The following is a 19,762-nucleotide window of genomic DNA, read 5'->3' on the forward strand; positions in this document are numbered from 1 at the left end:
CCGATGCGCGCGTGCCGCCCCGCCTGCTGCTGGCCGCCGCGCGCCAGACCGTGCTGTCGCGCAAGCCTCCGCGGCGCGCGCGCGGCTTTGGCGCCTGGGCCAACCGCTGGCCGCTCAAGGCCATCGTCGCCGGCCGCGCCCGCAAGCAGATCGCCGCCAAGGATCCGCAGGGCCATTACCCGGCCGCGCCCGCCATCGTCGATATCTGGGAAAAGCACGGCGGCAACGCCTTGCAGGCGCCAGCGCTGATCGAACGCATCATTTCCTCGGACACGGCCCGCAACCTGCTGCGCGTCTTCCGCCTGCAGGAACGCCTGAAGGCCAACGGCAAGCAGGCCGGCATCGCGCCCGCGCGCCACGTGCATGTGGTGGGCGCCGGCGTCATGGGCGGCGACATCGCGGCCTGGTGCGCGCTCAAGGGCATGACGGTCACGCTACAGGACCAGGACATGGCGCGCATCGCGCCCGCGATCAAGCGCGCTTCCGATCTGTACGCGCGCCGCCTCAAGGACCCGCGCCTGGCGCGGGCCGCGTCCGACCGCCTGATTCCCGACCCTGCCGGAGGCGGCGTGCCGCGGGCCGACATCGTCATCGAAGCCATCAGCGAACAGCCCGACGCCAAGCGCGCGCTCTACGCCACGCTGGAGCCGCGCATGAAGGCCGACGCCCTGCTCGCCACCAATACCTCCAGCCTGCCACTGGAAACCTTGCGCGCCGGCCTGGCGCGCCCGGAGCGGCTGGTGGGCATCCACTTCTTCAATCCCGTGGCCAAGATGCCGCTGGTCGAGGTGGTGCACGCCGAGGGCGGCTCGGATGCCGCGCAGGCCCGCGCCTGCGCCTTCGTCGGCCAGATCGACAAGCTGGCGCTGCCGGTCAGGAGCGCCCCCGGCTTCCTGGTCAACGCCGTGCTGGCGCCCTACATGCTGCAGGCCATGCGCAGCGTGGACGAAGGCCTGGCGCCGGAAGCGGTGGACGCGGCCATGGTCGCCTTCGGCATGCCGATGGGACCGCTGGAACTGGCCGACACCGTGGGCCTGGACATTGCCCGTGCCGCAGGCGAAGAGCTCGCGGGCGGCGCCGAGCCGCCGCGCTGCCTGGCCGAACGGCTGGCGCGCGGCGATCTCGGCAAGAAGAGCGGCAAGGGCTTCTACGCCTGGCGCGACGGCAAGCCGGTAAAGGGCAGCGCGGCCGGCGCGCCCGCCGGACTGGCGCAGCGCCTGATCCAGCCGCTGATAGACGCCACGCGCCAGCGCGTGGACGCCGGCATCGTCGCCGACGCCGACCTGGCCGACGCGGGCGTGATTTTCGGAACAGGGTTCGCGCCATTCACGGGCGGGCCCTTGCATTACCAGAGCAGCAACGAGGTGCGCAGTACCAGACCGGCTAACGCCGAATAGACCGGGACCACCAGACCGGCAGTGCCATAGAGACATCCATCCAATCGAGGAGGCAGTACCATGAGCAGACGTTCATTGTCCCTGAGCACCCTGTCGGCCATCGTGGTCGGCCTGGGCGCAACCACCACGGCACACGCGGCCGGCTTTCAGCTCCTGGAGCAGAACGCCAGCGGCCTGGGCAACGCGTATGCGGGCTCGGCGGCGAATCCGGAGAACGCCAGCATCATCTACTACAACCCCGCAGGCATGACCTATCTGCCGGGCTTCAACATATCCGGCGGCGTCAACCTGATCAAGCCGTCCTTCAAGTTTTCCGACAACGGCGACAGCCGCAATCCCAGCATTCCCGGCCTGCCGGGTACCGGCCTGGGCGGCTCGCGCCCCACCGGCGGCAACGGCGGCGACGCCGGCAACCTGGGCGTGGTGCCCAACATGTACGCCTCCTGGCAGTTGAACGAGCAGTGGTTCATCGGCCTGGGCGTGGGCGCTCCCTTCGGCCTGATGACCGAGTACGACGACGGCTGGGTGGGCCAGTACCACTCCAACAAGTTCGAGATCAAGACGATCAACGTCAACCCGTCGATCGCCTACAAGGTCAACGAGAAGTTCTCCATGGGCTTCGGCGTGAACTGGCAGCACATCGACGCCAACTACAAGAAGAAGGCCGTGCTGCCGGTGCCCGGCATGCCGCTGGGCACCACCGGCGACGCCGACCTGAATCTGAAGGGCGACGCCTGGGGCTGGAACGTGGGCTTCATGCTGCAACCCACGGAAGACACCCGCATCGGCCTGTCGTACCGTTCGAAGATCCGTCACACCGCCAAGGGCGACACCGACATCACCAGCATCTATCCCAACCGCAACTCGGTTTCGTTCGACGCCAAAGCGTCCGTGGCGCTGCCCGACACCCTGATCCTGAGCGCCGCGCATCAGCTGAACGAGCGCTGGGAACTGCTGGGCGACATCTCGTGGACCGGCTGGAGCAGCATCCCCGACCTGAAGATCCGCAACTCCGGTCCGGGCGCGCGCGACGACGACCTGCCGCTGAACTTCCGCGACAGCTGGCGCGTGGCCCTGGGCGCCAACTACAAGTTCGCGCCCGACTGGAAGTGGAAGTTCGGCATCGCCTTCGACCAGTCGCCGGTCTACAAGGCGTCCGACCGCCCGACCTCGCTGCCCGACAACGACCGCTACTGGCTGTCCACCGGCGTGCAATGGCAAGCCACCAAGAACACCACGCTCGACGTGGGCTATACCTATCTGTACCTGCGCAAGACGGACATCGACACGACGTCCGGCAACCAGCTGACCAAGGGCCGCGTGGCGGGCACCTACGACAGCAACGGCCATATCCTGGGCGTGCAGCTGTCGTCCCGCTTCTAACCCCAGCCCCGGACGGCGGGCCCGCCCGCCTTCCGCTTTTTTTCTGGAGACTGCCTTGAGCAAGTTCGTCGTCAAACACGTCGCCGTCCTGGGGGCCGGCGTCATGGGCGCGCAGATCGCCGCCCACCTGGCCAATGCCGGCGTGCCCGTCACGCTGTTCGACCTGGCAGCCCCCGAAGGCGACCGCAACGGCACGGTCAAGAAGGCCCTGGCCGGCCTGAAGAAGCTGGAGCCGGCGCCGCTGGCCGGCGCGGCGCGCCTGGCGTTCATCACGCCCGCCAACTACGACGACGACCTGGAACGCCTGCGCGGCTGCGACCTGGTCATCGAGGCCATCGCCGAACGCATGGACTGGAAGACCGCGCTGTACGAGCGCATCGCGCCGCACGTGGCCCCCGGCGCCATCATCGCCTCAAATACCTCCGGCCTGTCGATCGACGCGCTGGCCAACGCGCTGCCCGCGGGCCTGCGCGACCGCTTCTGCGGCATCCACTTCTTCAACCCGCCGCGCTACATGCGGCTGGTGGAAATCATCGCGACCTCGCACACCCAGCCTGCCGTGCTGGACCAGCTTGAGACCTGGCTGACCTCGACCCTGGGCAAGGGCGTTATCCGCGCGCTGGACACGCCCAACTTCGTCGCCAACCGCATCGGCGTGTTCTCAATCCTGGCGGCCATGCACCATACCGCCCGCCTGGGCCTGGCCTTCGACGAAGTCGACGCGCTGACCGGCCCCAGGATCGGCCGCCCCAAGAGCGCCACCTACCGCACCGCCGACGTGGTCGGCCTGGACACGCTGGCCCATGTGGTCGGCACCATGGAAAAGAACCTGCCGGACGATCCCTGGCACCGGTACTTCAAGCTGCCCGCCTGGCTGTCTGCCCTGATCGCCAAGGGCGCGCTGGGCCAGAAGAGCGGCGCCGGCGTCTACCGCAAGCAAGGCAAGGAGATCCAGGTCCTGGACCTGAAGGCGCAGGACTACGCGCCCGGCACGGGCAAGCTGGCCGACGAAGTCGCCGCCCTGCTCAAGGAACGCGACCCGGGCAAGCGCTTCGCCGCGCTGCGCGCCAGCAGCCATCCGCAGGCCCAGTTCCTGTGGAGCCTGTTCCGCGACATCTTCCACTACAGCGCCGTGCAGCTTGAACACGTGGCCGACAATGCGCGCGACCTGGACCTGGCCATGCGCTGGGGCTTCGGCTGGTCGCAAGGCCCGTTCGAAACCTGGCAGGCCGCGGGCTGGCAAGCCATCGCCGCCGCCGTGGCCGAGGACATCGCCGCCGGCCGCGCCATGAGCGACGCCCCCCTGCCCGCCTGGGCGCTGGAGCCCGGCCGCCAGGGCGTGCACACGCCCGAGGGCTCGTACTCAGCCCGCACCGGCCAGCTGCGCCCGCGCTCGGCGCTGCCGGTGTACCGCCGCCAGCTGTTCCCGGAACGCGTGTACGGCGAAGGCTCGAACGAGCGCGGCGTCACGCTCTGGGAAAACGAAGGCGTGCGCCTGTGGCACCTGCCGCAGGCCGACGCCGGCATCGCCATTCTGTCTGTCACGTCCAAGAACCACACCCTGGGCGCCGAAGTGCTCGAAGGCGTCCTGCAGGCAGTGGCCAAGGCGGAACAGGAATACGACGGACTGGTCATCTGGCACGACGCGCCCTTCGCCGTGGGCGCCAACCTGCAGCAGGTCGTGGAAGCCTGCGCCGCGGGCCAGTGGGACATGCTGGAAGCCACGGTCGAGAAATTCCAGCGCGCGTCGCAGGCCTTCAAGTACGCGCAGATCCCCACCGTGGCGGCCGTGCAGGGCATGGCGCTGGGCGGCGGCTGCGAATTCCTGATGCATGCCTCGCACCGCGTGCTGGCGCTGGAAAGCTACATCGGGCTGGTTGAAGCCGGCGTGGGCCTGATTCCGGCCGGCGGCGGCAGCAAGGAATTCGCCGGCCGCGCCGCCGCGCTGGCGGCCCGGACCGCCACCCCGGGCGAAGTCTTCCCCTACCTGCAGCCGGTGTTCCAGACCATCGCCACGGCCCAGGTCGCCAAGAGCGCGCTGGAAGCCATCGCCACGGGCTTCGCCCGCGACCGCGACATCGTGGTGTTCCATCCCGACGAGCTGCTGTATGTGGCCATCGGCCAGGCCCGCGCCGCGGCCGACGCCGGCTACACGCCGCCGCCCCGCCTGCGCGACATTCCCGTCGCGGGCCGCAACGGCATTGCGAACTTCGAGATGGTGCTGGTCAACATGCGCGAAGGCGGCTTGATCAGCGCCCACGATTACCGCGTGGCCCGCAGCGCCGCCGTCGCCCTGTGCGGCGGCGAGGTCGAAACCGGCGCCAGGGTGGACGAAGAGTGGCTGCTGGCCGTGGAGCGCAAGGAATTCGTGGCGCTGCTGCGCACGCCCGAAACCCAGGCCCGCATCCGCCACACCTTGGACACCGGCAAGCCCCTGAGGAACTGACATGAGCAAGCAGATTCAAGACGCCTACATCGTCGCCGCCACGCGCCTGCCGGTGGGCAAGCGCAACGGCGCCTACATCACCACCCGGCCCGACGACATGCTGGCCGCCGCGCTCAACGGCGCGCTGGCGCAAGTGCCGGGCCTTGACCACGCCCGCATCGACGACGTCATCGCCGGCTGCGCCATGCCGGAAGCCGAACAGGGCATGAACGTGGCCCGCATCGGCCTGTTGCTTGCCGGCCTGCCGCAAAGCGTGGCCGGAGTCACCGTGAACCGCTTCTGCGCCTCCGGGCTGCAGGCGGTGGCGGACGCCGCCGCCCGCATCCGCATAGGCGAGGCCGACATCATGATCGGCGCGGGCACCGAGTCCATGAGCGCCATGCCGCAGATCATGGGCAACAAGGTCTCGATGAACCCCGCCATCTTCGAGCACCAGGAAAACATCGGCATGGCCTTCGGCATGGGCCTGACCGGCGAAAAGGTCGCTGAACGCTGGAAGGTCTCGCGCGAGGACCAGGACGCCTTCGCCCTGGCCTCGCACCAGAAGGCCTGCGCGGCCATCGCCGCCGGCCACTTCCGCGCCGAGATCACGCCCTATGAAACGGTGTCGCGCCAACCCGGCGACGCCAGCGGCACGGTGCGCGTCACGCGCCGCCTGGTCGAAGTGGACGAGGGCCCGCGCCCGGACAGCAGCCCCGAGGCGCTGGCCCGGTTGAAGCCCGTGTTCGCCGCGCGCGGCAGTGTCACCGCCGGCAACAGCTCGCAGATGTCCGACGGCGCCGCCGCCGTGATCCTGGTGTCCGACCGCATCCTGCGCGAGTTCAACCTGAGCCCGCTGGCGCGCTTCGTCAGTTTCGCGGTGGCCGGCGTGCCGCCCGAGGTCATGGGCATCGGCCCCGTCGCGGCGATCCCCAAGGTGCTGCAACGCGCCGGCATCGGCCAGGACGCGCTGGACTGGATCGAGCTGAACGAGGCCTTCGCCGCCCAATCGCTGGCGGTGATCCGCGAGCTGAAGCTGGATCCGTCCAAGGTGAATCCGCTGGGCGGCGCGATCGCGCTGGGCCACCCGTTGGGCGCCACGGGCGCGATCCGCACCGCCACCCTCACCCACGGCCTGCGCCGCACCGGCGGCAAATACGGGCTGGTGACCATGTGCATCGGCACCGGCATGGGCGCGGCCGGCCTGTTCGAGGCCCTGTAGTCGGAGCGGCGCGGAGCATGAAGCCCTATTGGTTCAAGAACCTGTCGCCGCAATGGCGGGCGCGCCTGATGCGGGTGGGCTTCAACCTGCATCCGGCGTTCCGCGCCACGGGCGGGAAAGTGGTGCACGTGTCCGCGGACTTCCATCACATCCGCATCAAGCTGCCGCTGCTGCGGCGCACCCGCAATATCGTCGGTTCGATGTACGGCGGCTCGCTGTTCGCGGTGACCGACGGCGCCCACCCCACGATGCTGATGTCCGCGCTGGGCGCGGACCACATCGTGTGGGACAAGGCGGCGACCATCCGCTACCGCAAGCCGGCCTACGTCACGCTGTACGTCGACTTCCGTCTGCCTGCCGGCGAGATCGCGGAGATCCGCAGGCTGTTGGCGCGCGACCATGAAACCACCCGCACCTACACGGTGGAACTGAAGGACCGCGAAGGCGTCGTGTACGCCGTCGTGGAACGCACGATCTACATCGCAGACAAGAAGTTCTACAAGCAGAAGAACACTGGAGGAGCATCATGCGTCGTATCCCCGGAGGACGGACCGCCGTCCTGAGCCTCATGCTTGCCGCCAGCCTGGCGGGCGCCCCCGCGCTGGCCTCCGACCTGGAAGTGGGCGGCGTGCGCGTGCCGGACAGCCTGACGGAAGGCGGCCGCGCGCTGGTGCTGAACGGCGCCGGCGTGCGCACCAAGTTCGTCGTCAAGGTCTACGTGGCGGCGCTGTACGCCACCGCGAAAAGCGGCGACGCCGCCGCCCTGGTCAACAGCGCGGAACCGCGCCGCATGCGCCTGCAACTGCTGCGCGACGTGGACAGCAAGAGCCTGGATGGCGCCCTGCAGGAAGGATTGCGCGACAATACGCCCGCACAGGAGCTTGCCGCGCTCAAGGCGCCGGCCGACCGCCTGTCCGCCCTGATGGCGGAAATCGGCTCCGCGCGCGAGGGCGACGTGGTCGACCTGGGCTTCGACGCCCGCGGCGTCTCGGTCACGGACAACGGCAAGCTGCGCGGCCGCATCGACGATCCCGCTTTCGCCCGCGCCCTGCTGCGGGTCTGGCTGGGCGACAACCCCGCGCAGACCTCCCTGAAGAAAGCCCTGCTGGGCGGCTAGAGCGCAAGGCTCCCGCTGCCGCGCTGGCCCTAGACGGAAATCCGGTAAATGGAACGAATCTGGCAGAAAAGCTATCCCGCGGGCGTGCCCGCGGAGATCGAGATGGACGGTGCGACCACGCTGGTTTCGGTCGTGCGTGCAAGCTGCGAACGCTACGCCGGCAAGACCTCGTACATCAGCATGGGCAAGTCGCTCAGCTATGCCGAGCTCGACCGCCTGACGCGCGACTTCGCCGCCTGGCTGCACGCCAGCGGCCTGGGCCGCGGCGACCGCGTCGCGCTCATGATGCCCAACCTGCTGCAATACCCGGTGTGCCTGTTCGGCGCCCTGCGCGCCGGTTGCGTGGTGGTCAACTGCAATCCGCTCTATACCCCGCATGAACTGCAGCACCAGCTGGCCGACTCCGGCGCCCGGGTCATCGTGGTCGCGGACAACTTCGCCGCCACCGTGCAGAAGGCCCTGGACGGCACCGCGATAGAACGCGTGGCGGTGACGTCCATCGGTGAACTGCTGGGGCCGCTCAAGGGCCGCCTGGTCGATTTCGTGGTCCGCCGCGTCAAGCGCATGGTGCCCGCCTGGTCCTTGCCGGACGCGGTCCGCCTGGGCGATGCGCTGCGCATCGGGCGCGGCGCGCCCTTCACCGAAGTGGCGCTGGACCAGAGCGACCTGGCCTGCCTGCAGTACACCGGCGGCACCACCGGCGTGGCCAAGGCCGCCATGCTGACCCACGGCAACCTGGTGGCCAACCTGAGCCAGGCCTACGCCTGGGTCCGGCCCCTGGTAACCGAGGGCGAGGAATGCATCGTGACGGCCTTGCCGCTGTATCACATCTTCGCGCTGACGGCGAACTGCCTGACCTTCATGAAGATGGGCGCCAGCAACCTGCTCATCATCAATCCGCGGGACATCCCCGGACTGGTCAAGGAAATGCGCAAGGTGCCGTTCTCGGCCTTCACGGGCGTGAACACGCTGTTCAACGCCCTGCTCAACAACCCGGACTTCGCGCGCCTGGATTTTTCGCGGCTGCGCCTCACGATGGGCGGCGGCATGGCGGTGCAGCGCTCGGTGGCCGACCGCTGGCGCGCCGTCACCGGCAGGTCGCTGGCGCAAGCCTACGGCCTGACCGAGACCTCGCCCGCGGTCACGATCAACCCGCTGGACGTGAAGGAGTTCACCGGCTCCATCGGCCTGCCCGTGCCCTCCACCGACATCTCCATCCGCGACGATGCGGGCCGCGAGCTGGGAATAGGCGAAAGCGGCGAGATCTGCGTGCGCGGCCCCCAGGTCACGCAGGGCTACTGGCAGCGCCCCGACGAAACCGCGCTGGTCCTGTACCCGGACGGATTCCTGCGCACCGGCGACATCGGCTACGTGGACGAGAAGGGCTACGTGTTCCTGGTCGACCGCAAAAAGGACATGATCCTGGTGTCCGGCTTCAACGTCTATCCGAACGAGGTCGAGGACGTGGCCGCCCTGCATCCCGGCGTGCGCGAAGTGGCCGCCGTGGGCGTGCCCGACGAACGCTCGGGCGAGGCCGTCAAGCTGTACGTGATCCGCAAGGACCCCGCGCTGGACGCCGCGACCTTGATCGCGCATTGCCGCAAGCAGCTGACGGGCTACAAGGTGCCGCGCTACGTCGAGTTCCGCGACGACCTGCCGCGCACCAACGTCGGCAAGATCCTGCGCCGCGAACTCAAGCCAGCGGCACAGGAAAGCGCAGCGCCGGCCCGACAGGCGGACCGGGCCTGACCCGGCCCATCCCTACTCACCACTGGCCGAAAAACACCCCTGCCCGCTTGTGGGCGTTGGTCGCCTTTTCCACGGCCTCGTCGCTGATGGTGGTGCGGCGCTTGCCGCGCAGCATCCATTCAAGCAAGCGCTGCCGCAAGGCCAGCCGGGTCTCGGCGTGGGTGGCGCTGGCGCCCAGGTCCTGGTATTCGTCGGGGTCGGCGTGCAGGTCGAAGAGCTGTTCGCGCTCGTCCAGCCAGTACACGTAGCGCCAGCGGTCGGTGCGCACCGACCAGGCGCGGGCGTTCTGCGGCGTCTTGCCGCAAAGCACGCGCGCCTGGCGGAAGCTGTAGTCCAGCTCGGAGTAGACGCAGTCGCGCCATGGCGTGGCCGCGTCGCGGCCGTGCAGCAGCGTCTGCAGTTCGCGCCCCTCCAGGCGATGGCCCGGCCCCGACGCGCCCAGCGCGCGCAGCACCGTGGGCGCCAGGTCCACGCTTTCCACCATGTCGTCCAAAGCCCGGCCACGGGTGACGTCGGCCGCGGCCGAGGGGTCCATGACGATGAAGGGCACGCGCTGCACGGTGTCGTAGAACAGCTCCTTTTCGCCCAGCCAGTGATCGCCAAGAAAGTCGCCGTGGTCCGCCGTGAACACGATCAGCGTGTTCTTCATCAGGCCCGCGCCTTCCATGTAGTCGAACAGCCGGCCCAGGTGATCGTCCAGCTGCCGGATCAGGCCCTGGTAGGCCGGGCGCACCACGCGCACGCATTCGTCGGTGGAAAAGCTGACGCTCTCTTCCTGCTGCCGGTAGGCCGCGACCACCGGATGCGCGTTCTCCAGTTCCGCGCGGTTGCGCCGCACCGGCAGGCATTGGTCGGGGGTGTAGAGCTTGTGGTACGGATCCGGCGCCATGTAGGGCCAGTGCGGCTTCACGTAGCTCAGATGCAGCACCCAGGGCTGGCTGCCGCGCCGCTTCATGAAATCCAGCGCCTGGTCCGTCATGTAGGCGGTCTCGGAATGCGGCTCGGCCACGCGCGCCGGCAGATGCGCGTTGCGCATGTTCCAGCCGCTGACGACCTGGCCATCCGCGTCCACCGCCGCGATCACGTAGTCGGTCCAGGGGTCTTCGCTGTCGTAGCCGTGGCTGCGCAGAAAGGCCGGATAGCCGCTCTCCTTGCCCGGTGTATGGTGGCCGTCGTAGCGGTCCAGTTCGGTGAAGCCGCCGCGGTTCAGCAGCACGCCCAGCTCGGACGCCCCGTCGATCGCCAGCCGCTCCATGCCCGCCTTGTCGGGAATGATGTGGGTCTTGCCGGCCAGCGCCAGCTCGCGTCCCTGCCCCGCCAGATATTCGCCCAGCGTGATCTCGTTGACCGACAGCGGCACGCGGTTCCAGGTGGCGCCGTGTCGCGAGGGATAGCGGCCGGTGTAGTAGCTCATGCGCGACGGCCCGCAGACCCCCGAATTCACGAAGGCCCTGTCGAAGCGCGCGCCGCGCGCCGCCAGCGCATCCAGGCTGGGCGTTTGCAGGTAGGGATGGCCATAACAGCTCAGGTGGTCCGCCCGCAGCTGGTCGGCCATGATAAACAACACATTCTGCACATCGCTCATCCTTGTCCTCCTATTGCGTGGCCGTGAAGCCGGATTCGCGCACCACGGGTTCCCATTGCTTGCGGTACGCGGCCAACGCCTCGGCCGTGCCCGGCGCATCCAGGGACACGGGCTCCAGATAGGCGGCGTGCACGGCTTCCTGCATGGCCGGCTCGCGCAATATCGCCGCGATGTCCGCGCCCAGCCGCTCGGCCTTGGCCTGCGACATCGCCGCCGGCGCGAAGAAGGCGTTCCAGCCGTCCGCCGCCAGGTTCACCCCGCCTTCGCGGAAGGTGGGCACATCCTTGAGTTCGGGATCGCGCGCCTCGCCGGAAACGGCCAGGATGCGGATCTTGCCGGCGCGGTGCTGCGGCAGCAAGGTATCCAGCGTGTCTATGCCTTGCGGCAGGATGCCGCCGATCAATTCGGAAATCAGCGGCGCCGATCCGCGGTAGCCCACCATTTCCGGCTCCTGGCCCAGCTCGCGGCCCAGCATCAAGGCGAAGAAGTGCGGCAGGCTGCCGGTGGCCGGCACGCCCACGGCGAATTCCTTGGGATTTTCCCGCAGCCACTGGCGCAGGCCGGCCAGGTCCTGGATGCGGGAGTTGGCCGCCACGGCCAGCGCGAACTTGTAGCGGCTGACCAGCGACACCGGCTTGAAGTCGCGCTGCGCGTCGTAGCCGGGCTGGGTGTAGACCAGCGGCGCCACCACCATCACAGCCGGGTTCGCCAGCATCAGCACGTTCTGGGTGGCAGGGGCCGCATGCAGCGCCTGCGCGGCGATGCGGCCGCCGGCCCCGGTCTTGTTCTCGACCACCACGGGCACGCCGGCGCGGTCCTTGAGCCGGTCCGCCACCAGCCGCGCGATGCGGTCCGAGCTGCCGCCCGGCGGATAGCCCACCACCACCGTCAGCGTCCCTTCCAGCGGAGCCTGCTGGGTCTGCTGGGCGCCGGCCGGCGCAGCCGCCCCCGCCAGCATCGCCGCGACCGCGGCGCCTGTCATCCATCTACGCATCGCTTTCTCCTGGTGACAGCGGCCCGCTGTCGATTGTCGTTGTCACTGCATGGCCGATACCGAAATAGGAAAATTGAATTTAGCAACGCGTACATTTGTTGATCTAATCCAGGACTTCCCATAAAGATATGCAGGGCGCCCCGCAGCGCCGCCAGGAGGAGACGCCATGCCGACCATCCCCGCGACCACCGCCGCGTCCGGCCCGCGCCAGCTTTCCGACATGCTGATGTACCGCCTGTACCAGGCCTGGTCGCAATCCAATCCGGTGTTCCTGCGCCTGTGCGAGGGTCGTTTCGGCATCACGCGCCGCGAATGGCGCGTCCTGGCCTGTGCGGTCGAGGGCGGCATCATGAATTCGGCCGAACTCGCGGCCGTCGCCAAGCTCGACCTGGCACGCACCTCGCGCACCCTGGGCGCGCTGTGCGAGAAGGGCTGGCTGCGCCGCCTGCACGACAGCGCCGACCGCCGCGTGGTGCGCGTCGAGGCAACGGCCGAAGGCGTCGCCCGCTATGAAGCCCTGCTGCCCGAGGTCACGCACCTGAACGACCTGTTGGTGCAGGACCTGAGCGACAGCGAGGTCGCCTTGCTGCGCGATTTCCTGGGCCGCATCGAGCAGCGCGGACGCCGCATGGCCGAGGACAACATCGTCTCGGAAAAGGCCAGCCGGCGCGACGGCGGCACCCGGCGTTCCCGCTACGCCTGAGCGGACCGGTCCGGTCGCCGTCGGGACAACCTGTACGTACATGCTGTACGTACAGGTGTACACTACGGTTTTTCAACCCCTTTCAACCGTCTGACAGACGCGCACACGAACGTCTGCAACCAGAAAAACCGTCCTGGAGACTCCGACAGTGTCGACCGAAACTTCCCGCTCGCCCTTTTTTGGCACGATGCAGAAAATCCCCGGTGGATTGATGCTGGTGCCGCTGATCCTGGGTTCCCTGATCGGCACCTTCGCTCCCGACGCCCTGGCGATCGGCGGCTTCACCACCGCCCTGTTCAAGAACAGCGCCCTGCCCCTGATCGCGCTGTTGATCTTCGCCACCGGCACCCAGGTCAACACGCGCACCGGCGGCCCCATCCTGGCCACCGCCGGCACCATCCTGCTGATGAAGACCCTGGTGCCCGCCACCCTCATCATCATCCTGGGCAGCTACGTCGGCCTGGATGGCGTGCTGGGCGTGTCCATCCTGGCGATGCTGGCTGCCTTCGACAACAGCAACGGCGGCCTGTGGCTGGCCTATACCGGCCAATACGGCGATGCCCGCGACCGCGGCGCCTACGTGGCCAGCGCGGTCAACGACGGCCCCTTCTTCAGCCTGCTGTTCCTGGGCGCCTCGGGCCTGGCCGACATTCCCATGATCGCCCTGGTGGCGGCGCTGGTACCGTTCCTGCTAGGCGTGGTGGTCGGCAACCTGGACCCCAAGTGGCGCGACGTGCTCAAGCCCGTGCCCAACATCGTCATCCCGTTCTTCGCCTTCGCGCTGGGCACCGGCATCAACCTGGGCGCCGTGGTTTCCGGCGGCGTCAGCGGCCTGATCCTGGGCCTGATCATCAGCCCCATCACCGGCGGCCTGGTGTACCTGGGCTACCGCTACATCCTGCGCCGCGGCGGCAAGAGCGGCCTGGGCTTCGCGGCCGGCACCACCGCTGGCAACGCCATCGCCACCCCCGCGGTCGTGGCGGCTGCCGATCCCAACTTCCAGCAATACGTCTCGACCGCCACCGCGCAGGTCGCGGCCTGCGTGCTAATCAGCTCGATCCTGGCGCCGATGCTGGCCTCGTACTTCCTCAAGCGCGCCGGCGAACTCAAGTCCGAGGACGCCGATCCCGCAGTCGCGCCCGCCCTGCGTGAAGCGCGCGGAGAGGCGCTTTGAATCCCGCCATCGCCATCGTCGCCGACGACCTGACCGGTTCGGGCGACACGGCGGTGCAGTTCGTGCGCGCCGGCTGGAACACCCATCTGTCCATCGGCGGCGCTGACGAGGCGCTGTCGGGCCCGGGCGCCGCCGGCGTGGAAGTGCTGGCGGTCACGACCAACAGCCGCGCGCTGGCGGCCGCCGACGCGGCCGAGCTGATCTGGCAGAACGTGCGGCGCCTGCGCGCGGCCGGCGTGTCGCGCCTGTACAAGAAGGTGGATTCCACCTTGCGCGGCGCCTTCAAGGCCGAGATCGACGCCGCGCGCGAAGCCTGGGGCCCGGACACCATCGCGGTGATCTGCCCGGCCTTCCCCGCCACCGGCCGCACCGTCGAGCAAGGCGTGCTCTACGTGAACGGCAAGCCGGTCACCGAGACCTCGGCGGCCACCGACCCGGTCACGCCCGTGACCGAAAGCCATATTCCCACCCTGCTGGCCTGCGCCCACGTGGCGGCGCGGGACGGCGAAACGCCGCAGGCGCTGGCCGCGCGCATCCGCGAGGCCGGCCATACCGTGGTGGTCGACGCCGCCACCGAAGCCGACCTGGAGCGCCTGGCGCGCGCCATCGGCCTGCTCGGCGAACACGCCCTGCCCGTGGGCGCGGGCGGCCTGGCCGCGCCGCTGGCTCGGGTCTGGGCTGGCGCCGACCAGACCGCGCCCGTCGTGGTCGTGGTGACATCGCAGCACAGCGCGGCGCGGGCGCAAGCCGCCGCCCTGCAGGCCGCCGGCGCCGAGACCTGGACGCCCACGCTGGCGCAGCTGGCCGACGACGCCGCCTGGCAGGCTTGGAGCCAGCCGCTGCTGCAGGCGCATGCCCAGGCCCCGGCGCAAGCCGGCACGGTGCTGCTGCTGGCGCCCGAAGGCCAGCTCGACGGCCTGGATTCCGAAACCGTGGCCGCGCGCCTGGGCAGCCTGGCCGCGCAGTTGATCGCCGGCGCCCAAGCCGCCGGCGTGGTCGCCACGGGCGGCGACGGCGCGCGCAGCGTGCTGGTGGCGCTGGGCGCGCGCGGCATCGCGCTGGTGGATGAAGTAATGGGCGGCGTGCCCCTGGGCACGCTGACCGGAGGCACGGCCGCCGGCCTGCCCGTGGTGACCAAGGCCGGCGGCTTTGGCACCGAAGACGTACTGGTTCGCGCGGTCCGCGCGATCCGCGACAGGAGATTCAAGCGATGACACAACCCCAATCCGACAAGCTGCCCCTGCTGGCCGTAACCCTGGGCGACGTGGCGGGCATCGGGCCGGAAATCACGGCCAAAATGCTAATGGGCCACGACGAACTGCGCCAGAAGGCTCGCCTGCTGGTGGTGGGTGACGTCGACGTGATGGCCAACGCCGTGCGCAGCCTGGGCGGCGACCCCGCCATCGTGCGCAAGCTGGACCGCGCGGGCGACTGTGCCAATACGCCCGGCACCATCGAAGTGCTGCAGGCCGGCCCGTCGCTGGCCCACGTCAAGCTGGGCGAGATCAGCGCGGACGCCGGCGACGGCTCGGTGCGCTTCGTCACCACGGCCTGCGCCCTGGCTCGCGCCGGCGAAGTCGACGGCATCGTCACCGCCCCGCTGAACAAGGCCGCCATGCACGCGGCCGGCCACAAGTGGCCCGGCCACACCGAACTGCTGGCCCACGAGTTCGGCGTCAAGACCTTCTCGCTGGTGCTGTCGGCCGGCGACCTCTACATCTTCCACGCCACCACCCACGTGTCGCTGCGCCAGGCGATCGAAGACCTGACGCCGGCCCGCATGCGCGCGGTGCTGCGCCTGGCCGGCTCGTTCGCCAAGGCGCTGGGCCGCGGCGACCAGCCCGTGGCGGTGTCGGGCCTGAACCCGCATGCCGGCGAAAACGGCATCTTCGGCACCGAAGACGCCGACATCCTGGCGCCCGCGGTGGCCGAGGCCAATGCCGCCGGCATCCTGGCCGCCGGCCCGATACCGGCCGATGCCCTGTTCCCGCAGGCCGTGCGCGGCAAGTGGAAATTCGTCATCGCCTGCTACCACGACCAGGGCCACGCGCCCTTCAAGGCGGTCTACGGCGACGACGGCGTGAACATCACGGTGGGCTTGCCGGTCGTGCGCGTGTCCGTGGACCACGGCACCGCCTTCGACATCGCCGGCCGCGGTATCGCCCGCGAGGACAGCCTGATCCTGGCCGCCGAGCGCGCCGCGCATCTGGCCCCGGGTTGGACGCATGTGTGGGAAACTGCGCGGGCACAAACCGGAGGTTGATTCCCATGGCGCCCGCCACGCACGACGCATTGCCCGTTCTTGATCGCTCCGGCGATATCCCGCTGCACGCCCAGGTGGCGACCCTGCTGCGCGGATACATCCGCACGAACAAGCTCGCGGCCGGCGCCGTGCTGCCCAGCGAGGCGGCGCTGTGCGAACGCTTCGGCGTGGCGCGCAGCGTGGTGCGCCAGGCGCTCGCGGCCCTGGCCACCGAGGGCCTGATCCAGCGTGAAACCGGACGCCCCGCCACCGTGGCGGCGCCGCAGGAACACCGGCGGCTGGTGCAGCGCTCCACCGGCCTGTACGAACAGTTCGCCCAGTCCGGCGTGGCCTTGCAGACCCGCGTGCTGGCCTTCGTCCGGGCCGAGCCGCCGGCCGACGTGGCGGCCTTCTTCGGCACCACCCAGTTGCTGATGCTGGAACGCCTGCGCCACGTGGCCGACGCGCCGCTGGCCTATGTGCGCACCTGGCTGCCCGCCGGCGCCGTGCCCGGCCTGCGCGCCGACGACCTGACCGACGCGTCCCTGCATGGCGTGCTGACGCGGCGCTTCGGCCTGCGTCCCGGCGCCGGACGCAACCAGATCCGCGCGGTCGCCGCCGACCAGACGCTGGCCGGACTGCTGGACACGCAAGCGGGCACGCCGTTGCTGATGCTGCAAGGCCAAGGCATGGACCAGCACGGCCGGCCGCTGGAATGGTTCACGACCTGGCACCGCGCAGAGCAACTGGTGTTCGACGTGGACGTCAGCATGGGCCATGAAAGCGTGCAGCCCCGGCTGCAGACGCCCGACACGCCCGCGGAGCCCTCGCCCGAGGGCCACGATCCACTGGCGCGCGCCCAGGCCCTGGTGGCCGAGCTTTCCGCGGAACTGGCGCGGCTGCGCGCGCAGCCCTGAGGGCACGTCCCGCCCTCGCCGGCGTTGCGCTCGGGTCTTGCCCGTCCATCGCTCCGGCCGCGCCGCGGTCCCCGCAACCCGCGGAGGCGCCGGCCCCTAGCCCAGCAAATTGTCCCTGACGTGCAGCAGATGCCGCCGCACGGCTTCCATGGCCCGTTCGGCGTCGCGGTCATGCAGCGCATCGACGATCTCGCGATGCTCCACCTGATAGGCCTGGCGCCGCTCTGGCGTCAGGCTTTTGCGCTTCAACGCGCCCCAGGTCGCTTGCGAGCGGGCCGCCGTCATCAGCGCGAACACCTTTTCGATGAACAGGTTGTGGCTGGCCGTGGCCATCAGCTCATGCAGCCTGGCGTCCCAGATCTCGAACGCTTCGAAGCTGTCCGCGGCTTCGGCCTGCGCGCAAGCCTCCTGCATGGCCGCGAAATCGGCCGGCGTGCCGTGCTGCACCACCAGCGCCGCGATGGCCGGCTCCAGCACCAGGCGCGCGGCCATCAGTTCGGCCGGGCTGGTGGACAGCACTTCCGTGCGCAACAGCACCTCCGCCTGCGCCAGGGTCGAGGGCGGATTGGCATAGGTGCCGCTGCCCACGCGCTGCGAGATCAGGCCTTCGTCCTTCAATTCCGCCAGGGTGCGGCGCACGGTTGAGCGGCTGATGCCGAATTGCTCGCTCAAGGCGCGTTCCGTGGGCAGGCGGTGACCGGCGGGCCAGGCGCCCGACTGCAGATTCTCGATGATGACCGCGCGCATGGCGGAAGCTTTGTCCATGGACGTTCCCTGTGTCTCTAGCGGTCGAATGATACCAAACCATACCAATAAAAACCCACACCCTATGAAAAACTGATGGGTTACGTGGTTCTTTTGGTATATCCTCTCCCGAAATTGGTTCGTTAAATCCTACCAATTGGTATTTATTGGTATTAAACAAGGGCGGTCCGATCCGCCCAGGGAGCAAGCATGAAGATTGCAGTATTCCGCATCCAGGGCGAGCGCCGCATCGGCGTGGTTTCCGACGACGGCAGCAGCGTGACCGCACTGGACTTCCCCCGCGAACTGGCGGCGGCCGGCGCGCTGACCGCCGTGGAATGGCTGGCCGAAGGTCGCGCCCTGCCGGGCAAGACCGGCTCGTCCTACCGCTGGGATCAGGTCGAGCACGAAGCGCCCCTGCCCGCGCAGCGGCGCAACCTGTTCTGCGTGGGCCGCAACTACCACGCCCACGCCAAGGAATTGCGCGACTCCGTCTTCAAGGACAACGACGCCAACCCCGAATCCTGGCCCATCGTCTTCACCAAGGTGCCGCAGACGGTGGTGGGTCCCTGGGCCGACGTGCAGTTGCCCGTGGGCGTCTCGGACAAGATCGACTACGAAGCCGAGCTGGCGGTGGTGATCGGCAAGGGCGGCCGCAACATTTCGCGCGCCGAAGCCATGAGCCACGTGATCGGCTACACGGTAGTCAACGACGTCACCGCGCGCGACGTGCAGATGCGCCATCAGCAATGGGACCTGGGCAAGTCCTTCGACACCTTCTGCCCCATGGGTCCGTGGCTGGTGACGGCCGATGAACTGGACGGCCAGAAGACCCGGGTGCGCTGCTGGGTCAACGGCGAATTGCGCCAGGACGGCAATACCGAAGACCTGATCTTCGACATCCCGACGCTGATCGAAACCTGCTCGCGCGGCATCACGCTGTATCCCGGCGACGTCATCGCCACCGGCACGCCTGCCGGCGTGGGCCAGGGCCTGACCCCGCCGCAATTCCTCAAGCACGGCGACGTGGTGCGGGTGGAAATCGACGGCATCGGTCACATCGAAAACCGCTTCATCTGAGCGCAGAGCCCCGGAACTGAACACGGGGCGGCTCGGCGGTAAAAGCACAAGGAGTGAGACATGAATCTGCGTTGCTACCGGGCGGCCGCGGCCGCCTTGCTATGGCTGGGAGCCGCGAACGCGCTGGCTGCCGGCTACCCTGAACGCCCCGTGACCATGGTGGTGCCCTTCCCGCCCGGCGGCGTGGCCGACACCATCGCGCGGCCGCTGGCCCAGGCCATGGGCGACAAGCTGGGCCAGGCCGTCGTCATCGAAAACAAGGGCGGCGCGGGCGGCGCCATCGGCATCGGCCAGGCCGGCCGCGCCAAGCCCGACGGCTACACGCTGCTGATGAGCCTGTCGTCGATTTCCATCCTGCCCGCGGCCGACCGCCTGCTGGAGCGCAAGCCGGCCTATCAGCTGGACCAGTTCGTGCCGATCGCGCGGATCACCGCCGATCCCACGGTGCTGGTGGTGCGCGCGGACGCGCCCTACAAGACGCTGCGCGAATTCATCGACGCCGCCAAGCCCGGCAAGTTCAGCTACGGTTCTTCCGGCATCTACGGCACCATGCACGTGCCGATGGAAATGCTGCAGAACGCGGCCGGCATCAAGATGATGCACGTGCCCTTCACCGGCGCCGGTCCCGCGGTGCAGGCGCTGGTGGGCGGCCAGGTGGATGCTCTGGCCACCGGCCCGTCCAGCGTGATGCAGCTGATCCAGGGCGGCCGCCTCAGGGCGCTGGCGCATTGGGGCGACGGCAAGCTCGACAGCCTGCCCGACGTGCCGTCCTTCAAGTCGCAGGGCTACGACATCAGCTTCGTGCAATGGTCCGGCGTATTCGCGCTGGCCGGCACGCCGCCGGCCGTCATCGACAAGCTGCGCCAGGCCGTCAAGGACGTGGCCAACAATCCCGAGGTCCAGGCGCGCATCGCCGGCACCGGCAGCCCCGTGCAGTACCTGGACGCGCCGGCGTTCGACACGTACTGGAAGACGGACACGGCCTCGCTGGAAACGGCGGTCAACCGGATCGGCAAGGTCGAATAGCGGA

Annotated in this window: 17 protein-coding genes; 14 read left to right on the forward strand and 3 right to left on the reverse strand. The window is 69.2% G+C overall.

Annotated elements, in window-relative coordinates:
* From HWY37_RS34310 to HWY37_RS34340, 7 genes are all read left to right on the forward strand, one after another.
* Nucleotides 1–1,397: 3-hydroxyacyl-CoA dehydrogenase family protein (locus HWY37_RS34310; RefSeq protein WP_176090903.1), on the forward strand; the 1,397-nt coding region annotated here is incomplete at its 5' end.
* 60 nt (nt 1,398–1,457) lie between these two features.
* Nucleotides 1,458–2,780 (forward strand): OmpP1/FadL family transporter, encoded by a 1,323-nt coding sequence (locus HWY37_RS34315; RefSeq protein ID WP_175211407.1) that lies wholly within the window; start codon nt 1,458–1,460, stop codon nt 2,778–2,780.
* Between the two features lie 55 nt (nt 2,781–2,835).
* Complete coding sequence (locus HWY37_RS34320; RefSeq protein ID WP_176090904.1) at nt 2,836–5,226, forward strand: 3-hydroxyacyl-CoA dehydrogenase/enoyl-CoA hydratase family protein; 2,391 nt, start codon at nt 2,836–2,838, stop codon at nt 5,224–5,226.
* Nucleotide 5,227: 1 nt separating this feature from the next.
* Nucleotides 5,228–6,427 (forward strand): acetyl-CoA C-acyltransferase, encoded by a 1,200-nt coding sequence (locus HWY37_RS34325; RefSeq protein WP_176090905.1) that lies wholly within the window; start codon nt 5,228–5,230, stop codon nt 6,425–6,427.
* 17 nt (nt 6,428–6,444) lie between these two features.
* Entirely contained in the window at nt 6,445–6,990 is a 546-nt protein-coding gene (locus HWY37_RS34330; RefSeq protein WP_175211402.1) for a PaaI family thioesterase, read from the forward strand.
* Nucleotides 6,954–7,544, forward strand: coding sequence for a chalcone isomerase family protein (locus HWY37_RS34335; protein ID WP_176090906.1), 591 nt, complete (start codon nt 6,954–6,956; stop codon nt 7,542–7,544). The genes HWY37_RS34330 and HWY37_RS34335 overlap by 37 nt, the downstream gene beginning before the upstream one ends.
* A 48-nt stretch (nt 7,545–7,592) precedes the next feature.
* Entirely contained in the window at nt 7,593–9,293 is a 1,701-nt protein-coding gene (locus tag HWY37_RS34340; RefSeq protein WP_176090907.1) for an AMP-binding protein, read from the forward strand.
* A gap of 16 nt (nt 9,294–9,309) precedes the next feature.
* Here the strand turns inward: HWY37_RS34340 and HWY37_RS34345 are convergent, their stop codons facing one another.
* Entirely contained in the window at nt 9,310–10,878 is a 1,569-nt protein-coding gene (locus HWY37_RS34345) for a sulfatase-like hydrolase/transferase (protein ID WP_176090908.1), read from the reverse strand.
* 10 nt (nt 10,879–10,888) lie between these two features.
* Complete coding sequence (locus HWY37_RS34350) at nt 10,889–11,872, reverse strand: tripartite tricarboxylate transporter substrate-binding protein (RefSeq protein ID WP_176090909.1); 984 nt, start codon at nt 11,870–11,872, stop codon at nt 10,889–10,891.
* A gap of 166 nt (nt 11,873–12,038) precedes the next feature.
* On the opposite strand from HWY37_RS34350, the gene HWY37_RS34355 reads away from it, so the two are divergent.
* From HWY37_RS34355 to HWY37_RS34375, 5 genes are all read left to right on the forward strand, one after another.
* Nucleotides 12,039–12,575 (forward strand): MarR family winged helix-turn-helix transcriptional regulator, encoded by a 537-nt coding sequence (locus HWY37_RS34355; protein ID WP_175211392.1) that lies wholly within the window; start codon nt 12,039–12,041, stop codon nt 12,573–12,575.
* Nucleotides 12,576–12,723: 148 nt separating this feature from the next.
* Nucleotides 12,724–13,749: a 2-keto-3-deoxygluconate permease gene (locus HWY37_RS34360; protein ID WP_175211390.1), complete on the forward strand. Its 1,026-nt coding sequence runs from the start codon at nt 12,724–12,726 to the stop codon at nt 13,747–13,749.
* Nucleotides 13,746–14,963: a D-threonate kinase gene (gene dtnK, locus HWY37_RS34365; RefSeq protein ID WP_176090910.1), complete on the forward strand. Its 1,218-nt coding sequence runs from the start codon at nt 13,746–13,748 to the stop codon at nt 14,961–14,963. The genes HWY37_RS34360 and dtnK overlap by 4 nt, the downstream gene beginning before the upstream one ends.
* A complete protein-coding gene (gene pdxA / locus HWY37_RS34370; protein WP_176090911.1) occupies nt 14,960–16,012 on the forward strand; it encodes a 4-hydroxythreonine-4-phosphate dehydrogenase PdxA in 1,053 nt (350 codons plus the stop codon). The genes dtnK and pdxA overlap by 4 nt, the downstream gene beginning before the upstream one ends.
* 5 nt (nt 16,013–16,017) lie before the next feature.
* Entirely contained in the window at nt 16,018–16,908 is an 891-nt protein-coding gene (locus tag HWY37_RS34375) for a GntR family transcriptional regulator (RefSeq protein WP_176090912.1), read from the forward strand.
* 96 nt (nt 16,909–17,004) lie between these two features.
* Here HWY37_RS34375 and HWY37_RS34380 read toward each other — a convergent pair whose 3' ends face one another.
* On the reverse strand, nt 17,005–17,673 hold the full coding sequence (locus HWY37_RS34380) for a FadR/GntR family transcriptional regulator (RefSeq protein WP_175206700.1): 669 nt from the start codon (nt 17,671–17,673) through the stop codon (nt 17,005–17,007).
* A gap of 189 nt (nt 17,674–17,862) precedes the next feature.
* On the opposite strand from HWY37_RS34380, the gene HWY37_RS34385 reads away from it, so the two are divergent.
* A complete protein-coding gene (locus HWY37_RS34385) occupies nt 17,863–18,732 on the forward strand; it encodes a fumarylacetoacetate hydrolase family protein (protein ID WP_176090913.1) in 870 nt (289 codons plus the stop codon).
* Between the two features lie 60 nt (nt 18,733–18,792).
* Nucleotides 18,793–19,758, forward strand: coding sequence for a tripartite tricarboxylate transporter substrate binding protein (locus HWY37_RS34390; protein WP_175206702.1), 966 nt, complete (start codon nt 18,793–18,795; stop codon nt 19,756–19,758).
* Nucleotides 19,759–19,762 lie beyond the last annotated feature (4 nt).

This window comes from Achromobacter anxifer (assembly GCF_903652925.1).
In the GTDB taxonomy this organism is placed as follows: Bacteria; Pseudomonadota; Gammaproteobacteria; order Burkholderiales; family Burkholderiaceae_B; genus Achromobacter; species Achromobacter anxifer.